Origin of the sequence: Kitasatospora sp. NPDC051164 (assembly GCF_044455625.1) — a bacterium.
Lineage (GTDB): Bacteria > Actinomycetota > Actinomycetes > Streptomycetales > Streptomycetaceae > Kitasatospora.
The window spans coordinates 1-19,892 of record NZ_JBITFB010000068.1; the positions used below are offsets into that span (position 1 = coordinate 1).

12 protein-coding genes and 1 pseudogene are annotated in these 19,892 nt (G+C 73.5%); 9 read left to right on the forward strand and 4 right to left on the reverse strand.

Features of this window, described 5'->3' with window-relative positions; translation table 11 throughout:
- From ACIBEC_RS46075 to ACIBEC_RS46100, 6 genes are all read left to right on the forward strand, one after another.
- Positions 1–3,133 (forward strand): type I polyketide synthase (locus ACIBEC_RS46075; protein ID WP_360509305.1); only part of this gene is annotated, 3,133 nt, incomplete at its 5' end.
- A gap of 31 nt (positions 3,134–3,164) precedes the next feature.
- A complete protein-coding gene (locus ACIBEC_RS46080; RefSeq protein ID WP_360509306.1) occupies positions 3,165–9,464 on the forward strand; it encodes a type I polyketide synthase in 6,300 nt (2,099 codons plus the stop codon).
- Positions 9,465–9,481: 17 nt separating this feature from the next.
- Positions 9,482–10,351: a 3-hydroxyacyl-CoA dehydrogenase family protein gene (locus tag ACIBEC_RS46085; protein WP_360509308.1), complete on the forward strand. Its 870-nt coding sequence runs from the start codon at positions 9,482–9,484 to the stop codon at positions 10,349–10,351.
- A gap of 27 nt (positions 10,352–10,378) precedes the next feature.
- Positions 10,379–10,660: an acyl carrier protein gene (locus ACIBEC_RS46090; protein ID WP_360509310.1), complete on the forward strand. Its 282-nt coding sequence runs from the start codon at positions 10,379–10,381 to the stop codon at positions 10,658–10,660.
- Positions 10,653–11,768 (forward strand): acyl-CoA dehydrogenase family protein, encoded by a 1,116-nt coding sequence (locus tag ACIBEC_RS46095; RefSeq protein WP_360509311.1) that lies wholly within the window; start codon positions 10,653–10,655, stop codon positions 11,766–11,768. Before ACIBEC_RS46090 ends, ACIBEC_RS46095 begins: the two co-directional genes overlap by 8 nt.
- 35 nt (positions 11,769–11,803) lie before the next feature.
- A complete protein-coding gene (locus ACIBEC_RS46100) occupies positions 11,804–12,904 on the forward strand; it encodes an HAD-IIIC family phosphatase (protein WP_360509313.1) in 1,101 nt (366 codons plus the stop codon).
- Positions 12,905–12,946: 42 nt separating this feature from the next.
- Here ACIBEC_RS46100 and ACIBEC_RS46105 read toward each other — a convergent pair whose 3' ends face one another.
- Positions 12,947–13,609, reverse strand: coding sequence for a class I SAM-dependent methyltransferase (locus ACIBEC_RS46105; protein WP_360509315.1), 663 nt, complete (start codon positions 13,607–13,609; stop codon positions 12,947–12,949).
- Between the two features lie 109 nt (positions 13,610–13,718).
- The gene (locus ACIBEC_RS46110; protein ID WP_360509334.1) at positions 13,719–15,551 is read right to left on the reverse strand and encodes a BTAD domain-containing putative transcriptional regulator; all 1,833 of its coding nucleotides are present in this window, start codon (positions 15,549–15,551) and stop codon (positions 13,719–13,721) included.
- Between the two features lie 778 nt (positions 15,552–16,329).
- On the opposite strand from ACIBEC_RS46110, the gene ACIBEC_RS46115 reads away from it, so the two are divergent.
- The 3 genes and pseudogenes from ACIBEC_RS46115 to ACIBEC_RS46125 all read left to right on the forward strand — a co-directional run.
- Positions 16,330–17,091, forward strand: coding sequence for an alpha/beta fold hydrolase (locus ACIBEC_RS46115; protein ID WP_360509316.1), 762 nt, complete (start codon positions 16,330–16,332; stop codon positions 17,089–17,091).
- A 161-nt stretch (positions 17,092–17,252) separates the two neighbouring features.
- Positions 17,253–17,477 (forward strand): hypothetical protein, encoded by a 225-nt coding sequence (locus ACIBEC_RS46120; protein WP_360509318.1) that lies wholly within the window; start codon positions 17,253–17,255, stop codon positions 17,475–17,477.
- A 283-nt stretch (positions 17,478–17,760) separates the two neighbouring features.
- Positions 17,761–18,119, forward strand: a pseudogene (locus tag ACIBEC_RS46125) (ACP S-malonyltransferase); the annotation flags it as partial.
- A gap of 49 nt (positions 18,120–18,168) precedes the next feature.
- On the opposite strand, the gene ACIBEC_RS46130 reads toward ACIBEC_RS46125, so the two are convergent.
- Entirely contained in the window at positions 18,169–18,597 is a 429-nt protein-coding gene (locus tag ACIBEC_RS46130) for a VOC family protein (protein ID WP_360509319.1), read from the reverse strand.
- A gap of 95 nt (positions 18,598–18,692) precedes the next feature.
- Complete coding sequence (locus ACIBEC_RS46135; RefSeq protein WP_360509321.1) at positions 18,693–19,877, reverse strand: macrolide family glycosyltransferase; 1,185 nt, start codon at positions 19,875–19,877, stop codon at positions 18,693–18,695.
- Positions 19,878–19,892: the final 15 nt, after the last annotated feature.

Here is a 19,892-nt window from a genome sequence, read left to right on the forward strand (position 1 = left end):
CGGCTGGCTGGATACGAAGTTCCTCGACGCCGAGTACTGGTACCGGAACCTGCGGGAGACGGTGGAGTTCGGGCAGGCCACGGAGGCGTTGCTGGAGGAGGGCTTCCGGTTCTTCGTCGAGTCCAGCCCGCATGCGGTGCTGGGTGTGGCGGTGGGGGAGTCGGTGGAGGCCGCAGGTGTGGATGCCGTGGTGTTGGGGACGTTGCGTCGTGGGGAGGGTGGCCCGGCGCAGGTGCTGCGTGCGGTGGGTCGTGCGTGGGAGTGCGGGTTGGGGGCGGACTTCTCGGGTGCGTTCCCGGGGGCGCGGCGGGTGGACCTGCCGACGTACGCCTTCCAGCGCAGCCGCTACTGGCCCGAGCCGGCGCCCACCACGGCGGCCGATGTGGGCGCGGCCGGGCTCGATCCGGCCGACCACCCCGTCCTCGGAGCGGCCATCGAACTGGCCGACACGGGTGAACTGCTGCTCACGGGCCGGATCTCGCTGCGTACCCACCCCTGGCTCGCCGACCATGCGGTGGCCGGTACGGTCCTGCTGCCCGGCGCGGCCTTCGCGGAACTCGCGGTACGCGCCGCGGACGAGGCCGGCTGCCACACGGTGGAGGAACTGACGCTCCAGTCACCGCTGTTGATACCCGCCGACACCGCCGTCCGCCTGCAGGTTCGGGTCGGCGCCACGGACGCGCACGGCAGCCGCTCACTGGACCTGTTCTCCTGCCGCGAGGACGCGGCGACCCCGCACTGGACCGCGCACGCGACCGGCAGGCTCACCGCCGACGCCACGACCCGCGAGCCGTCGTCCTCAGCCGTACCGGACGACGCCGGCTCCTGGCCCCCGCCCGGCGCCGTCCCGATCCCCGTCGACGACCTGTACGAGCGGTTCCGTGCCTCCGGTTACGGCTACGGACCCGCCTTCCGCGGGCTCACCGCTGCCTGGCGCCGGGGTGACGAGATCTTCACCGAGGTACGTCTGCCCGAGGACCAGCACCGGTCCGCCTCCGCCTTCGGCGTGCACCCCGCCCTCCTGGACGCCGCCCTCCAGGGGCTGTTCCTGCGGGCTCGGCCGGACACCGAATCGGGCGCGGACCGGCCGTCCGCCGGACTGCCGTTCTCCTGGAGCGGAGTCGGGCTGCACGCCTCCGGAGCCACCGCGCTCAGGGTACGGCTCGGCTTCCGGCCGGACGGATCGGTGTCGATCGACGCGACCGACTCGACCGGCCTCCCGGTCGCGTCGGTCGAGGCGCTCGCCGTCCGCCTGATCGACCTCGACACCCTCCGCCCGGGCGGCGGCCCGGAATCCCTCTACCGGGTGCAGTGGTCGGCGGTGCCCGCCACCGCACCCGCCGACCCCCTCGGACACTGGGCTGTCCTCGGCGGCCGGGAACTCTTCCCGGACAGCCATCCGGACCTGGCCGCGCTCGGTGCCGCGCTGGACGGGGGAGCGCCGCCGCCCGCCGCCGTGCTGGCCTGGTGCGACCACACCCCGGACCTTCCGTCCCCGCCCGACGCCGCATCCGTGCACACCGCACTGGACGACGCCCTGCGGCTCGTCCAGGACTGGCTGGCCGACCCGCGGTGGGACGACGGCACCCGGCTCGTGCTCGTCACCCGGGGTGCGGTCTCCACGGCAGCCGGCGAGGAGGTCACCGACCTCACCGGCGCCGCGGTCCGCGGCCTCGTCCGCTCCGCCCAGTCCGAGCACCCGGACCGCTTCCTGCTGATCGACACCGACGACCCGGCCGCCGTGCCCGGCCTGCTGCCCCGGGCACTGGCCGGAACGGAACCCCAACTGGCGATACGCGGCGGAGAGCTCCTCGCCGCCCGCCTCACCAGGGCCACCGTCGCCACGGACCCGAACCCGGCCCCGGACACACCGTCCGGTATCGCCGCGGCCGGGGGAACCGTCCTCGTCACCGGGGCCGGCGGCACGCTCGGCGGCCTGGTGGCACAGCACCTCGTGACCGCGCACGGCGTACAGAACCTGCTGCTCGTCGGCAGGCGCGGCACGGACACCCCGGGCCTGGCCGACCTCGCCGCCGAACTGCGCGGCCTCGGCGCCCGGGTGGACGTGGAGGCCTGTGACGTCGCCGACCGGGACGCGCTCGCCGCGCTGCTCGCCGGCATCCCCGCCGACCGCCCGCTGAGCGCGGTCGTCCACGCGGCCGGCGTCCTGGACGACGGGACGATCGAGTCGCTGACCCCCGGGCGGATGCGCCACGTCCTGCGGCCCAAGGTCGACGCAGCCCTCAACCTGCACAACCTCACCCGTGACCTTGCGCTGTCGGCCTTCGTCCTGTTCTCCTCCGCGTCCGCCACGGTCGGCAACGCCGGGCAGGGCAACTACGCGGCCGCCAACGCCTTCCTCGACGCGCTCGCCCAGCACCGCCGTGCCCTGAAACTGCCCGCCCAGTCGCTCGCCTGGGGCCTGTGGGCGCGCCGCAGCACCATGACCGGCACGCTCACCGCCGCCGACCTGCGGCGGATGTCCCGGGGAGGCACCGCGGCCATCGGCAGCGAAGAGGGCCTGGCCCTGTTCGACGCGGCGCTCACCCTGGACGAACCGCTGCTCGTCCCGGTCAAGATCGACCTCGGCCGGCTCCGGACGGCAGCCCGGACCGGACCCGTCCCGGCCCTGCTCGCCGCCCTGGTCCCCGGTACCGCACGCCGCCCCGCCTCCGGGGCGGACGCCGCCGAAGCGGACTCGCTGCGCCGCCGGCTGACCGGCCTCACCCCGGAGGAACGCGTCGCCACCCTGCTCGCCCTGGTACGGAGCCGGGTAGCCGACATCCTCGGCCACGGCGGACCCGAGGCCGTCGACCCGGACCAGGCGTTCAAGGACCTCGGCTTCGACTCGCTCACCTCCGTCGAACTCCGCAACCGGCTCGGCGCCGCCACCGGCCGCCGGCTGCCCGCCACCCTGGTCTTCGACCACCCCACCCCGGCCGCCGTCGCCGCCCACCTCACCGGGCGCCTGGTACCCGACGGGCCGGGCGACCCCGCCGGCACCGGGAAGGCCGCCGGGGCGCACCTCGCCGACCGGCCGGAGACACCGGACACGCCGGCTCCCGCCGCCGACATCAACGCCATGGCCGTCGACGACCTCGTCCGGATGGCCCTGGGCGGCGAACGTGACTGACCGACAGCCGCAGAAGGAGAAGCCCAACCCCATGCCCACCGACACGGACCAGGTGGTCGCCGCCCTGCGCGCCTCGCTGGTGGACAACCAGCGCCTGCGGCAGGAGAACCGACGGCTCCGCGACGACTCCGCCGAGCCCATCGCCATCGTGGCGATGAGCTGCCGCTACCCCGGCGGCATACGCACCCCGGAAGACCTGTGGGAGCTGCTGGTCAAGGAACGCGACGCGGTCTCGCCGTTCCCCACCGACCGCGGCTGGGACGTCGAGGGCGGCTTCGACGCCGACGCCGACACCCCCGGCACCTTCTACGTCCGGGAAGGCGGCTTCCTCCACGACGCGACCGGCTTCGACCCCGGCTTCTTCGGCATCTCGCCGCGCGAGGCCCTGGCCATGGACCCGCAGCAGCGGCTGCTGCTGGAAGCGTCCTGGGAAGCGGTGGAACGCGCGGGCATCGACCCGGCGACCCTGCGCGGCAGCCGCACCGGCGTCTACACCGGAGTGATCTACAGCGAATACGGGTCCCGGCTCGGCCGGGTGCCCGACGAAGTGGAAGGCTTCCTCGGCACCGGCACCATCCCCAGCGTCGCCTCGGGCCGGATCGCCTACACCCTGGGCCTGGAAGGCCCGGCGGTCACCCTGGACACCGCCTGCTCGTCCTCCCTGGTCGCCGTCCACCTCGCCTGCCAGGGGCTGCGCTCCGGCGACACCACCCTCGCCCTGGCCGGTGGGGTGACCGTGATGTCCACCCCCGGCCTGTACGTCGGATTCAGCCGCCAGCGCGGCCTGGCACCCGACGGACGCAGCAAGTCCTTCTCGTCCGCGGCGGACGGAGCCGGGTTCGGGGAGGGCCTGGGCCTGCTCCTGCTGGAACGGCTCTCGGACGCCCGGCGCGCGGGGCACCCCGTCCTGGCCGTCATCCGCGGCTCGGCCGTCAACCAGGACGGCGCCAGCAACGGGCTGACCGCCCCGAACGGGCCCGCGCAGCAGCGCGTCATCAACGGGGCGCTCGCCCGTGCCGGACTCGACCCGTCCGAGGTCGACATGGTGGAGGCGCACGGCACCGGCACCGTCCTCGGCGACCCCATCGAGGCGCAGGCGCTCATGGCCACGTACGGGCAGGACCGGCCCGCCGGGCGGCCGTTGCGGCTGGGCTCGCTGAAGTCCAACCTGTCCCACACCCAGGCCGCCGCGGGCGTCGGCGGGGTGATCAAGTCGGTGCTCGCGATGCGGCACGGCGTGATGCCGCGCACCCTGCACGTCGACCGTCCCTCGCCCCAGATCGACTGGACCGAGGGAGCCGTCTCCCTGCTCACCGAGGCCGCCCCCTGGCCGGAGACGGGACGTCCGCGCCGGGCCGGGGTGTCCTCCTTCGGCGCCAGCGGCACCAACGCCCACGTCATCCTCGAACAGGCCCCGGCCGACCCGGCAGCTTCCGACGGGCCCGCCACACCGGAACCGGTGCCCGCCGCCGTCCCCTGGATCCTGTCGGCGCGTACTCCGGATGCGCTGCGCGCCCAGGCGACGGCGCTGTACGAGCGGGTGGTGGCGGAACCGGGCCTGAGCGTGACGGACGTCGGCCATTCGCTGGCGGCGGGGCGTTCGCGGTTCGCGGAGCGCGCCGTGGTGGTGGGGGCGGACCGGGGCGAACTGCTGGCCGGTGTCGCCGCCCTGTCGCGGGGCGTGCGTGCGGCGGGCGTGACGGTCGGCAGCGGGCTGCCCCCGGGCCGTTCGGTGTTGGTGTTCCCGGGTCAGGGTTCGCAGTGGGTGGGGATGGCCGCAGAGCTGCTGGCCGAATCGGAGGCGTTCGCGGGGCGGATGGCCGAGTGCGAGCGGGCGCTGGCGCCTTACGTGGATTGGTCGTCGGCGGAGGCGCTGGGCTCGGATCGGTTGCTCGCCCGGGTCGACGTGCTGCAGCCGGTGCTGTGGTCGGTGATGGTGTCGCTGGCGGAGGTGTGGCGCTCGTTCGGCGTCGTTCCGGACGCGGTGGTGGGCCACTCCCAGGGCGAGATCGCCGCCGCGGTGGTGGCGGGTGGCCTGAGCATCGACGACGGGGCGCGGGTGGTCGCGCTGCGTTCCCGTGCGGTGGGGGCGTTGGCGGGGCGTGGCGGTATGGCGTCGGTGCCCCTGCCGGTGGACGTGGCACGGGAGCGCATCGCCCCGTGGGCGGGCCGGCTCTCGGTGGCGGCGGTGAACGGCCCGTCGTCGGTGGCGGTGTCGGGCGACGCCGACGCGGTCACGGCCCTGGTGGAGGAACTCCTGGAGGAAGGGGTGTGGGCGACTCGCATCGAAACCGACTTCGCGTCGCACTCCTCGCACGTGGAGCAGATCCGCCGGCGCCTGCTCTCGGACCTGGACGGGATCACCCCCCTCGCGGGTGCCGTGCCGTACTACTCCAGCGTGACCGGCGGCCTGCTGGACACGAAGTCCCTGGGCGCCGAGTACTGGTACCGCAACCTCCGGCAGACCGTCGAGTTCGAGCGGGCGACCCGCTCGCTCCTCGCGGCCGGGCACCGCGTCTTCATCGAGTCCGGCCCCCAGCCCGCCCTGATGTACGCGATCGAGGACACGGCCGCCGACGCGGGCGCCCCGGAGACGCTGGTGCTCGACACCCTGCGGCGCGGGGCCGGAGGGCTCCGCCGACTCCAGCTCGCGCTTGCCGAGGCACACGTCCGGGGCCTGCGCGTCGACTGGGAGCGACTGTTCGCGGGAACCGGTGCCCAGCGGGTGGACCTGCCCACCTACGCCTTCCAACGACGCCGCTACTGGCTGGACGCCCTGCCGGCCGACCGGGACCAGGCGGCCACCGGCCAGTCCGCCGCGGACCACCCGCTGCTCGGCGCCGCGGTCGAACTGCCCGACGACGCGGGCACCCTCTTCACCGGCCGGCTCTCCTCGGCCACCCACCCCTGGCTCGCCGACCACGCCGTGGCCGGAGCCGTGATCCTGCCTGGCGCGGCCCTCGTGGAGCTGGCCGCGCACGTGGGCCGCCGCCTCGGCTGCGCCCTCGTGGAGGAGCTGACCCTCGCCGCCCCGCTGCTGCTGCCCGACGATCAGGCCGTGCAACTGCGCGTACGGGTGGGCGCCGAAGACGGCGCGGGACGGCGCCCGGTGGAGTTCCACTCCCGGCCCGAGGCCGCCCCCGGCTCCGCCGACCGGCCCTGGACCCGGCACGCGACCGGCGCGGTCGGCCCCCGGGACCTCTCGGCCGACCGGGACGACACGACCGAACCGGCCGGCACCTGGCCCCCGCCCGACGCGGTCCCCCTCGACGTGGACGAACTGTACGGGCTGCTCGAAACCCGGGGCGTCGCCTACGGCCCGGCGTTCCGGGGCCTGCGCGCCGCATGGCGCACCGCAGACGCGATCCACGCCGAAGTGGCCCTGCCCGACGGCCTCCCCGCCGGCGGAGCGGGCGGCTTCGGCGTGCACCCGGCCCTCCTGGACGCGGCCCTCCAGACGACCGGTCTGCGCGAAGGCGCCGCGACCGCGGAGCCCGCCGACGGCGTCCCCCTGCCGTTCTCCTGGCAGCGCGTCGCGATCGAAACCTCCGACGCGCCGGTCCTGCGCGTCCGGCTGCGCCCCGACGGCCCGGACGCCGTCACCGCGCGGATCACCGATCCCTCGGAGCGCACGGTGGCGACGGTCGGCTCGCTCACCCTGCGCACGGCGTCCACCGCCGCACTGGGGGCGTCCTCCGGCTCCGTCTTCCACGTCGGCTGGACGCCGGTCACTGCCGGGCCCGGCCCGCGCCCGGTCACCCGCTGGGGCCTCCTCGGCCCGCAGGACGAGCGGCTGCTGCCGGCCGCCTTCCCCACCGAACCCCCGTCCGCGACACCCGACGCGATGCTGCTGACCTGCCCCCCGCGCGCCGACACCGTGACCGCGGACGCCCCCGCCCGGGATGCGGACCCCGCGGCGGTGCACGCGGTCGCGTCCGGGGTCCTGGACCGCCTCCAGGCCCACCTGGCCGACGACACCACCGCCCGTACGCCCCTGGTGGTGCTCACCCGGGGCGCGACCGGCCCGCTCGGCGCGCAGCCGCAGCCGGCGGACCTCGGTGCGGCGGCCGTCTGGGGCATGCTCCGAGCCGCTCAGCTCGAACACCCCGACCGGTTCGTGCTGCTGGACACCGAAGGGCCGGACCCGGACGGTCTCGGCGACGCGCTCGCCGAGCTCCTCGCCACGGGCGAACCACAGGCGGCCCTGCGCGGTGGCGTCCTGTACGCGCCCCGACTGATACGGCCGCCGGTCACCACCGCCAGGGCCACCGCCACCACCGCCACCGCGACCCGGCCGGCCGGCCCGTTCGGGCCGTCCGAAGGGACGGTACTGGTGAGCGGGGGCGGCGCTCTCGCGGCCGTCCTGGCGCGCCATCTGGTCGCCGCGCACGGGGTACGCCACCTCCTCGTGCTGAGCCGCCGCGGCGCCGACGCCCCCGGCATGCCGGAGCTGACGGCGGAGCTGGCCGAGGCCGGAGCCGAACTGGCCGCTGTCAGCTGTGATGTGTCCGACCGTCAGGCACTGGCCGCCGCCCTGGCAGCCATCCCCGAACGCCATCCGCTGTGCGCCGTGGTCCACACCGCCGGAGTGCTCGACGACGGTCTGCTGGACGGGCTGACGGGTGAGCGGATGACCGCCGTCCTGCGGCCCAAGTTCGACGCCGCCCGGCACCTCGACCAACTGACGCGCGGAGCGGACCTGTCCGCGTTCGTCGTCTTCTCCTCCGCCGCGGGCGTGCTGGGCAGCCCCGGCCAGGCGTCCTACTCGGCCGCCAACGCCGCGCTCGACGCCCTCATCGCGGAACGCCGACGGCTCGGGCTCCCCGGCCTGTCCCTGGCCTGGGGGCCCTGGGAGCGGGTGAGCGGGATGACGGCGGAGCTCGGCGGCGCCGAACGGCGGCGCATCGACCGGCGCGGCGCCCGCGGCCTCTCCGACGAGGAGGCCATGGCCCTGCTGGACACGGTGTGCGCCGCGGACGCCGCCCCGCCGGGAGACGGGAGCCCCGTCGTCCTGGCCCACCTCGACCTCACCGTGCGCGGCGACGGCCCGGTGCACCCGATGCTGCGCTCCCTGGTCCGGCGCAGCCCGACCGCGACGACCGGAGCGAAGGGGACGCCGACCGCCGCCGCAGCGCTGCGGCAACGGCTCGACGCCGCCGCCGACGTACAGGAACGCGGGCTGGTCCTGCTTGACATCGTCCTCGCCCAGGCCGCCGAAGTCCTCGGCCACACCGACTCCGGGGCGCTGTCCGCGACGGTGCCCTTCCTCTCCGTCGGATTCGACTCGTTGACCGCGGTCGAGCTCCGCAACCGGCTGGCCGCCGCCACCGGACTGCGGTTGCGGCCCTCCGCCGTCTTCGACAGCGGCACCCCCGCCGCGCTCGCGGCGCGCCTCGCCGCCGAGGCTCGGAGGGAAGACACCCCCCGGCCCGAAACGGCGCCCGCAACCGGAACCGCCGCAACCGGAACCGACACCGCCGACACCGACCCGGTGAGCGTGCTGTTCCGCCGGGCCTGCGCACTCGGCCGGATCGACGAGGGCATCGCCCTGCTCAAGCACGCCTCCGCCCTGCGCCCGGCCTTCCCCAGCGGCAGCGACCTCGCGGCCGCCGGTACCGGCCCGCGGCTGCTGCGCCTGAACGAGCGCGCCGACGCCCCCGTACTCGTCTGCTTCGGCTCCATCGTCGCCCTCGGCGGTGCCCACCAGTACGCCCGCTTCGCCGCCCGCTTCCGGGACCGCTACGCCGTCGCCGCCCTGGACGCCCCCGGATTCACCCCCGAGGAGGAACTGCCCGCCGACATGTCGGCCCTGCTGGACTTCCAGGCGACGACACTGCTCCGGGAACTGCCCGGACGGACGCTCGTCCTGGCCGGCTCCTCCTCCGGCGGCACGCTCGCCCACGGAGTGGCCGCCGCGCTGGAGCAGCGCGGCGAGGGCCCGGCGGCCGTGGTGCTGCTGGACACCTACCTCTCCGACAACGAGGGCATCACCCAGTTCAACGACGTCCTGCTGGGCGGCATGTTCGACCGCGAGGACCGGGCGGCCCCGATGGACGGGACCAGGCTGACCGCGATGGGCGGCTACTTCCGTCTGCTCGACGACTGGAAACCCCCGGCGGTCCGCGCCCCGCTGCTGCTGGTCCGCGCCTCCACTCCGCTCGGCCGCCCGTCCGCCGAAGCCGGTGACTGGCGCTCGTCCTGGGCCGGTGCCGACACCGTCGTCGACGTTCCCGGAGACCACTTCTCGATCATGGAACAGCATGTCGCGACCACCGGCGACGCCGTCGCCGACTGGCTCGGCACCACCCTCCGCACCCCCGAAGACCTGTGAAACCGAAGGAGAGCCCGTTGACCACAGCCCCGTACGACGATTCCCCCCCGCGACACGCCCTCACCGTGCTGGGAGCCGGGGTGATGGGCGTCGGCATCACCGTCCTCGCCCTCGGACACGGCCTGCCGGTCCACCTGGTCGACATCGACCGGGAACGGCTCGACCGGGCCACGGACCTGATCGACGGCGACCTCCGGCTGGCCGAGCTGATGGGCGCCCTGCCCGCCGGGACGCCCCTCGGCGCCCTGGCCACCGGCACCTCGCTCAAGGCCGCCGCCGGAGCCACCGCCGTCGTCGAGGCGGTCACCGAGAACGCCGCGATCAAGGCCGCCGTCCTGTCCGAGGTCTCCGGACTGGTCCGGCCCGGAACCCTGCTGATCACCAACACCTCCTCGATCCCCGTCGACGAACTGGCCGGGGCCGTGGAGCGGCCGGAGGATCTGGTCGGCACCCACTTCATGAACCCGCCCTACCTGATCGGCACCGCTGAAGTGGTCCGCGGCGCCAAGACCGGGGACCCGGCGATGGCCGCCGTGGCGGCCCTGCTCACGGCGCTGCGGCGGCGGGCGGTGGTCGTCCGGGACGCACCCGGCTTCGTGACCAGCCGCATCCTGCACCCGATGATCAACGACGCGGCCCGGGTCGTGGAGGAGGGCACGGCGACCGCGGAGGACGTCGACACCCTGATGCAGGGCTGCCTGGGACACCCCACCGGCCCGCTGCGCACCGCGGACCTGATCGGCATCGACAACCTCGTCGACTCCCTCACCGTGCTCCACGAACGCACCGGCGACGACGGCTGCCGCCCCGCCGAACTGCTGCTCCGGCTGGTCCGCGAGGGCCGGCTGGGCCGCAAGTCCGGGCGCGGCTTCTACGACTACACCTGATCACCCCGACCCGACAAGGAGACGGCCATGACCACAGCGAACACGCCCGACACCCACGACCTGGAGAAGGAACTGCTGGGATTCCTGGAGGGACACACCGGAACCGCCTGGGACGCAGACACCGACCTGTTCGACGCCGGCGGCCTGTCGTCCCTGTTCGCCATGCAGGTGGTGGTGCACCTGGAGAAGACCTACGCCATCGCCGTCCGCGGCGCGGACCTGCGGCTGGACAACTTCCGCACCGTACGGCGGATGGCGGAGCTGGTGGACCGGCTCCGGGTGCCCGCCGCCGGGGGCCGGCATGGGTGAGGACCTGAACAGCGCCATGACCTCCGTCACCCTGCGGGTCGGCGACCAGGCGGGGGAGTGGGACCGGACCGGCCTCATCCCGCTGGACCTGCTCCGCGAACTGGGCGCCGAGGGCCGACTGTGCGCCGAAGTCCCGGAGCAGTACGGCGGCTGGGGGCTCAGCAGCATGCGCAGCGGCGCGTACACCGCCCACGTGGGCGGCCTCTGCAGCTCGCTGCGCAGCGTGATGACCTCCCAGGGCATGGCGGCGTGGACCATCCAGCGCCTCGGCACCGCCGAGCAGTCGGCCGCCCACCTTCCCCGGCTGACCGGCGGCGGACTGGCGGCGGTCGGCTTCAGCGAGCCCGGCGCCGGCAGTGACCTCGCGGCGATGACGACGACCGTGCGCCGCGACGGCGACGCGGTCGTCGTCGACGGACACAAGAAGTGGGTGACCGCCGCCCACTACGCCGACCTGCTGGTCGTCGTCGGCCGCTACGAGGACGGCGCGGTGGCCGTCGTGGTGCCCGCCGACACGCCCGGCGTCCGGATCGAGCGGATCGCCGACCCGCTCGGCTGCCGCGCGGCCGGACACGCGGACGTACACCTCGACGGGGTGCGGCTGCCGGCCGACAGCGTCCTGGGCGGTCACGGACTGCCGCCCGCCCTGCTGGTGACGACCGCGCTGGCCTACGGGCGGATGTCCGTCGCCTGGGGGTGCGTGGGCATCCTGCGGGCCTGTCTGGCGGCGGCCACCGCGCACGCCTCAGGGCGGGAGCAGTTCGGCAGGCCGCTCGCAGAGCACCAGCTCGTCGCCGGGCACCTCGCCGACCTCTACACGGCCGAGCAGGTGGCCGCGCGGGTCTGCGAGCACGCCAGCCGCTGCTGGGACGAAGGGTCGCCGGACCAGGTGGTGGCGACCGTACTGGCCAAACACGTCAGCGCGACGCAGGCAGCCCGGGGCGCGGCGACGGCCGTCCAGGTACTGGCCTCGGCCGGGTCCCGGGACGGGCACGCGGCGGCCCGGGCGTACCGGGACGCCAAGTTGATGGAGATCATCGAGGGCAGCAACGAGCTGTGCCGGCTGATGCTGGCACAGCACGCCCTGTCCGCTCCGGGGGCACGGTGAGCGGGCCCACGGCCGACGAGACGAGGAAGGACGGCATGGCCGAGATTGTCAAGTGCCTGGTCTGGGATCTGGACGACACCCTCTGGCAGGGCACCCTGCTGGAGGACGGCGAGGTGCACCTGCCGGACGAGGTGCGCAAGGTGGTGATCGAGCTCGACTCCCGCGGCATCCTCCAGTCCGTCGCCAGCCGTAACGACCACGAGCACGCCTGGGCCCGGCTGGAGGCGTTCGGCGTGGCCGAGTACTTCGTCCTGCCGGAGATCGGGTGGGGCACCAAGTCCGAGTCGGTGCGCCGGATCGCCGACCGGCTGAACTTCGCGCTCACGACCATCGCCTTCGTCGACGACCGGCCCGCCGAACGCGCCGAAGTGGCCTTCCACCTGCCCGACGTACGGTGCTACCCGGCCGAGCAGGTCCTCGCACTCCCCGAACTCGCCGAGTTCACCCCCGCGGCCAGCACCGTCGACTCCCGGCGCCGCCGCCAGATGTACCAGGCGGGCTTCCGCCGCGAGGCCGAGCGGGCGGCCGCCCCCGGCCCCGACGAGGAGTTCCTGCGCTCCCTGGACCTGCGGATGCGCATCGGCCGGGCCACCGGCGAGGAGCTGTCCCGGGTCGAGGAACTCACCCTGCGCACCAGCCAGATGAACGCGACCGGGGTCCACTACCCGGACGCGGTGCTGCGCGGCCTGATCACCGACCCCCGGCACGAGGTCCTGGTGGTCACCCTCACCGACCGGTTCGGCCCGCACGGCGCGGTCGGCGTCCTGCTGCTCGAACGGCACCCGGGCCTGTGGCACCTCAAGCTGCTCGCCACCTCCTGCCGGGTCGTCGCCTACGGCGCCGGCGCGACCCTGCTGAACTGGCTGGCCGACGCCGCCGCCCGGTCCGGAGTCCACCTGGTCGCGGACTTCCGGGCGACCGAACGCAACCGGATGATGGAGATCGCCTACCGGTTCGCGGGCTTCGAGGGCCTGGACGAAGCCCCGTGCCCGTGTGCCGCCGTCCTCGCGCCGGTTCCGGAGGACACCGGACTCCAGCGCCTCCACCTGGTCCCCGGCCCGCGCGTGGTGTCCACGGTCATCAGCGTGGACGCACCCGACCTGAACGTGCCGGAAGGGGGCCCGGGAACGTCGTGACCGCGGCGGCGGCCGGCGCTCCCGGGCTCCGGCCCGCCGCCCTCAGCGCTTGCGGACGAGGGTGATCCCGTCGGCCATCACCAGCAGCGACAGCTCCACCCGAGGGTCCTCGTGCAGCAGGCGGTTCAAAGCCCGGACCCCGGCGGTCTCCGGGTCCACGGCGGCCGGATCGGCGACCCGGCCGAAGAAGAGGGTGTTGTCGACCACGATCAGACCGCCGGCGCGCAGCAGCGCCAGCGAAGTCTCGTAGTAGCGGACGTAGTTGCTCTTATCCGCGTCGATGAACACCAGGTCGAAGCTCTCCGGCCCGCGCTCCGTCAGCAGCGCGTCCAGGGTCAAGGTGGCATCGCCGATCCGCAGGTCGATCCGCGAGTCGACCCCGTCCCGCTTCCAGAAGTCGGCGCCGATGGCCGGCCACCGGTCGTCGATGTCGCAGGACACCAGCACCCCGTCGGCCGGGAGAGCGCGGGCCATGCACAGGGTGCTGTAGCCGGTGAAGGTGCCGATCTCCAGCACCGCCCGCGCCCCCGTCAACCCGACCAGCAGGGAGAGCAGTTGGCCCTCCTCCGCCATCACCTGCATGGCGGTCCCGCCCGGCAGGTCCGCGGTGGCCTCCCGCAGCTCCCTGAGTAGATCGTCGTCACGGAGGGAGACCTCCCGGACGTAGGCGAGCAGGTCGTGGGTGGCTTCTGTCTGGTGGGCCATGGCGCGGGGGTCCTCTCGAAGGAGATCGGGTCGAAGGAGATCGGGTCGAAAAGCATCGGGGGAAGGGGAACCGGGCCGCCGGGTGCCCGTCGCCGGGCCGCCGGGACGGTCACCCGGCGCGCATGTACGGGTGATCGTGCTGCCGTACGGCGACCGCCTGCGCCCGCTCGCGGGCGTACGCCCGCAGCAGCGCGTCCAGCCGGTAGCGGCCCGCCGCCGGCTCACCCAGCAGATTCGCCTCGACCAGGGCGTCCAAGGCCTCCTCGGCCTGCGCCTCGGAGCAGCCGAACATCACCGCAACCCTACTGCTGGAGACCGAACGCGATCCGGCGGCCCCCAGCGCGGTGAACACCTCGGCCGGGTCGACCCCGGCCGGAGCCGTCCGCCGGAGCCCGGCGTGGTCGGCGTCGAGGCAGGGCCGGACACCGAGGTCGCCCGCGCACAGTTCGTCCAGCAGCCGCGGGGCGTCCGTGAGCCGCCGGGCGAAGTGCCCGATGGTCCAGTGCGGGCGCTCCAGCAGCCGGGTCCCCGCGATCCGGATCGCCAGCGGCAGGCCCGCGCAGACCGTCAGCACCGAACGGGCCGACCGCGGTTCGGCACCCACCCTGGCCAGGCCGACGATGCTGCCCAGCAGCTCCAGCGACCCGGCCTCGTCCAGCGGGCCGAGTACGAGCGGGGACGCCCCCTCCAGATCGGCCAGCCGCCGTCGGCTGGTCACCAGCAGCCTGCTGCCCCCGCTACCCGGTATCAGCGGCCGCACCTGCGCGGTGCTGGAGGCGTTATCGAGTACCACCAGCAGACGGCGGCCCGCGGTGAGCGAGCGGTAGAGGCTCTCCCGTTCCGACTCCTCCTCGGGTATCTCGTCCCGGGGCACACCGAGGTCCGCCAGGAACCGCGGCAGAACCGCCCGGGCGGTCAGCGGCCGCGCGGCTCCGCCGAGGTCCGCGTAGAGCTGGCCGTGCACCGAGAAACCGCGCACGGCGTGCGCCGCTTGCAGAGCCAGCGCGCTCTTGCCGACACCGCCCCGGCCGGTCACCACCGCCGTCGCCACCATGCCCGCGGGCATCGTGCCGGTCGTGAGGAAGTGCTGCAGCCGCGCCAGTGCACCGGAGCGGGCCGACAGTGGCAGCGGCACCGAGGGCAGCTGCGCCGGGCTCGGCCAGCAGGATCTTTCCCAGGCGGCGGCCGGCGCCGGCGCGACGGCCGCCTCCGGGGCCTTCGCGGGCTGCTCCAGCGGGTCGGGCGCGCGGGGCCGGTCGTGGGCCGAGAGGATGTGCCGGTGGACCTCGCGCAGATCGGTGCTCGGCTCGGCGCCGAGCTGCTCGACGAGCAGTGCCCGGGTGCGCTGGTAGAGGTCCAGGGCCTCCGACTGCCGTCCCGAGCGCCCCAGCGCCAGCATCAGCTTGCCCACCAGGGCCTCCCGTAAGGGGTGCTTCCGCACCAGCCGTACCAGCTCCGGCACGATCTCGGCGTGCCGCAGCAGCGCCAGCTCCGCGTCGAACCGCATCTCCATGGTCTGCAGGCGAAGCTCCTGGAGGTAGCGGCCCTCCACATCGCGCAGCGTCTGCGACGGGATGTCCGCCAGCGGCTCCTCGCGCCACAGGGCGAGCGCCTCGGCCAGCTCGGCGGAGGAACCTTCCAGGTCTCCGCGCTCGGCCAGCTCCGCCGCGCGCCGGCGGTGGGCCGTGAACTGCCCGAGATCGCTCTCGTGCTCGCCGAGTTCGAGGAGGTAGCCGGGCGCCCGGGTGAGGATCCGGGCGGAGGCGTGCTCGCCCAGCGACTGCCGCAGGCGCATCACATAGGTGCGGACGGTCGCGGCGGCACTCGGCGGCGGGGCGCCGTCCCAGACGTACTCGGCGATCCGGTTGACCGAGATCACCCGGTTGGCGTTGAGGAGGAGGGCTGCCATGACCACGCGTTGTCTCGGCGCCGACACGTGCACCTCACGCGCGTTCAACCGGACGGAAAGCGGGCCCAGCAACAGGAAGTTCAAGGGGGAGTCCTCTTCATCGCACGACCGGTGGGCAACACTGCCTCCAGCGTCTTGGGTGACCATGAACGGGTCAACGCGGTCCTGTCGTATCTAGAGGTATTCCTAGAGCACAGGTCTTGCACGCATGCCGGGTTTACGCTGCGCGGCACCGTCACGGTGGTCAGGACCAGGCCGCCCACCACGGCCCACCGGCCGGAGCCCGTCACCGCTACTCACCGGACGGGAAGACCTCACGCAGCAGCGGATCCGGCGTGCCGTACCGGTACTCGCCGCGCAGCCGCACCGGGTCGGACAGATGGGTCCACAGTCGTGGTTGCCCGGCACCCATACCACGGTCGAGAACCGGTCGGCCGGCAGCCGCAGCACCCACTCCACGTCCGCGGCCGGCTCGCCCACGTCCCCGGCCGGCAACAGCCAGTCCTCCAGTCGGAGCCAAGTAAATCCCACAGGATTGCTCCGCACTGCAACGTTCTTACCATTCGCCGAAGAAACGGCCGGTTTTGAACCCGGACATGAGTGCCGGATGCGCTCCGATGCGTACTTGCTGACATTCCCGGAGGCATGGCAGGCTGTCATATGCGGCGCCCGCGACCCGCCGATCGTCGCCGATCGGGGATCCCCGTATGAGTACGCACCAGCCGGCCCACCGGTGCGGCGGGTGTCCGACGTGATCACCACACCCCACCCGCCGGCACCGCGCGGATTTCGCGAAAGGAGAAAGGCCGACATGACCTCCCTCTCTTTGGACAGCGACCTGTGGTGCCGTCGCTTCCATCCCTCGCCGACGGCCACGCGCCGACTGGTCTGCTTTCCGCACGCCGGCGGCTCGGCGAGTTTCTACTTTCCGGTATCCGCCGCACTGCGCGGTCCGGTGGACGTCCTGGCCGTGCAGTACCCCGGCAGGCAGGACCGCCGGGAGGAACCCGGTGTCCAGGACCTGCACCGGTTGGCCGACGAAGTGTCCGAAGCGCTGCGCCGCTGGGACGACCTCCCCCTGACCCTCTTCGGGCACAGCATGGGCGCGCTCGTCGCCTTCGAGGTGGCCCGGCGGATCGAGCGCGCGGGCGGTCGGATCGACCACCTCTTCGTCTCCGGCCGCAAGGGGCCGTCCGCAGACCGGCCCGGGCCCTCCCACCCACTCGACGACGCGGGCATCGTGGCCGAGGTCAGGGCCATGAGCGGCACCGACGCCCGGCTCCTGGAGGACGAGGAACTGCTGGGGATGGTGATGCCCGTGCTGCGCGGCGACTACCGGGCCCTGGGGGCCTACCGGACCGACCGTGACGCCGCGGTCAGCTGCCCGGTCACCGCCGTGCTGGGGGACCAGGACGCCTGGACACCGGTCCCCGAGGCCGGGCACTGGCGCGACCGCACGACGGCCGCGTTCGATCTCAAGGTCTTCCCCGGCGGGCACTTCTACCTCAGCAGCCGGGCGGACGAAGTGACCGGCATGCTCCGCGACCACCTCGCCGGTACGCCGCACGCCTGAGACCGCCGACGACAGGGAAGGGGGACCGAGGAGTGACACCGTCAGCGACCTCTGAGGAGATCAAGCCCGCGCAGCGGCCGCCGCGGTCCGGGCCCGCCGGCGACGCCCGTCCGGCAGTCGGGGGCCCTGGCGACGGCGCGGGCGTCCGTCGGCTGACCGCCGTGGACGCCCGCATCCTGGAAGGCGTCGCGGTCGGCACCCCGACCGTCCGGCTGGCGGCATCGCTCTATCTGAGCCCGCAGGGCATCGAGTACCGCATCGGGCTGATGATGCGCCATTTCCAGGCCGCGAACCGGCCGGCTCTGGTCTCCCGGGCGCACTCCCTCGGTGTGCTGAGCGTCGGAGCATGGCCACCCCGCGTCCTCCCGGAATTCCTTGAGTCCTAGCAGAGCGCGGCGCGCACCGCTCCCTGATCTCCCCCGTGAGTTCCCTCCCGGAGGACGGGCCGAAAAGATCCTTTCCGAAAGCGGAAAATTCACTCCGCCGGCATGCTGTCGGAGATATTTTCCCAGACCCGAATATCGTATCGATATCGCGCCACGAGATGGGTTCCCGGGTGTCCGGTCGAACGCCGGATTCTGCGGCATTCTGGTGTCAGGCCCACTTCTGCTGCACTGCGCTCGGGCCGTACTGGCACCCCTCCATTCGCTCCGATTCACAGGAGCTGTCATGAGTCTGGGGTACCTGTTCGGCGGCGGCGTCGGGACCGAACCGCATGGCCTGGGCTCTACCGGACCTACGAGGTCGTTTGGGGCTGGTATGAACAAGTCTCCGAGTGGACCGGGCTGACGGTCAGACAGATCCTGGAGGAAGGCCTCCAGACCGCCCAGGAGGAGCGCAAGAGTGTCGGCACAGTCCGCGAAGCCGCCCTCGCGGTCGGCGTACACGACGTACTCGCCTCGTTCAACCTGCGCCCCGCGGCCATCGGCGGCCTCAGCCTCGGCGCGATGGCCGCCGGCTGCCTCGCCGGATCGCTGGGGCGACGAGAACTGTTCGAGATGCCGGCCGGCTCCCGCGACGCCCCGGATATCTGACGATCGATCAAGAGATGTCAGCGCGGCACGTCTTGGCCTCTCCTCAGTCTATGCAGAACTCGTTGCCCTCGATGTCCTGCATCGGGATGCACGCGTCGTTGCCGTCGTACAGCGTCCGCACGTGTACCGCGCCGAGCGGGACCAGCCGTGCGCATTCGGCCTCAAGCGCGGCCAGCCGCTCCTCACCCACCAGCCCGGTACCGACCCGCACGTCGAGATGCAGCCGGTTCTTGGCGGCTTTGCCCTCGGGAACGCGCTGGAAGTACAACCGTGGCCCCACGCCTGACGGATCGACGCAGGCGAACCACGCGTCCCGCCGCTCGGCCGGCTGCGCGCTCCTGTAGTCCTCCCACGTGGCGAACCCCTCCGGTGGCGGCGGCACGACGTACCCCAACACCTCGCACCAGAAACGGGCGAGGCGCTCGGGTTCCGCACAGTCGAAGGTGACCTGGAATTGCTTGATCGATGACATCAGCCCACCATATTGGCGCGCACCGCCCACCGGGACCCCTGGGCGGCCGTTGTTCGTTCCGCTTCTCGTCGGGGACGCCGGGCCCTGTGGCGGGATCAGGTCGTGCGCTTCAGGTAGGCCTCGATCTCGTCGGCGGCGCGGGTGGCACCGCCCGCTTCCCGGGTGAGCCGCTGCGCCTCGGTGCCCCGCTCCTGCACGGCCGCGTCGGCGGCCACCTCGGTGATCGCGGCCCGCAGCAGGCTCACGTCGGCCTCCGCCGGCAGCAGTACCCGGCCGAGGCCCAGCTCGGCCACCCGCGCGGTGTTGGCCGCGACGTCCGGCCAGGACGGCACTCCGAGTATCGGGCAGCCGGCGTCCAGGGACTCCAGTACTCCGCCCATGCCGCCGTGGGTGATCACCAGCCGGGCGTGCCGGAGCACCGCCAGGTGCGAGACCCAGCGGTGGACCTCGACGTTGTCCGGCAGCGGACCGAGGTCGGCCGGGTCCATCCCCCCGCCGACCGAGATGACGGCGTGCCAGGGCAGCTCGGCGAAGGCGTCCACGCACAGCCGGAAGAACTCCGGATGCTTGTTGTGCACGGTCCCCATCGAGACCAGCGCCACCGGCAGGCCGCTCGCCGGGGGCTGCCACTCCCCCAGGAAGGAGCGGTCCGTGAGGCACGGCCCGACGAAGGCGAAGCGCTCGTCGAAGCTCTCGCCGTGCGGCTGGAAGAACCGCGGCACGTGGACGAGGTTGAGGCCCTCGGTGCGCATCAGGAACTCGTGCGCCGGCTCGTCGACGCCGTGCGAGACCAGCAACTCGGCCATCCGGACGCCGAATTCGACCACCACCTCCTCGGTGAGCGGGACCGCGCCGTCCGCCTCCATCATCTGCTGCACGAAGGAGTAGGTGTCGTTGGAGGCGAAGAACGGCGTCGACTGGACGGCCGGGAGCCCCCAGGTGTGGGCCAGTATCCGGCCGGCCTGGAAGGCCACGGCGTCGTAGACCACCGCGTCGGGCCTGGCGTCGCCGAACCACTCCTGGACCGCGCGCAGGATGGCGATGTTCTCGTCCAGGAAGATCAGCGGGGTGCGCCCGTTCTCGGGACCGCCCACGCTGTCCAGCGGCTGGGTGGAGTCGTAGCGCAGGTGTTCGGCGCCGACCTCGGCCAGGGCCTGGGCGAAGTCGTCGACGGCCGCGTAGGTGACCCGGTGCCCGCGGCGTACCAGTTCACCGACGACCGCCAGAGTGGGGAAGACATGGCCGTGGGCCGGGATGTTGACCATCAGGATGTGGCTCACTGCTACTCCGTCGGT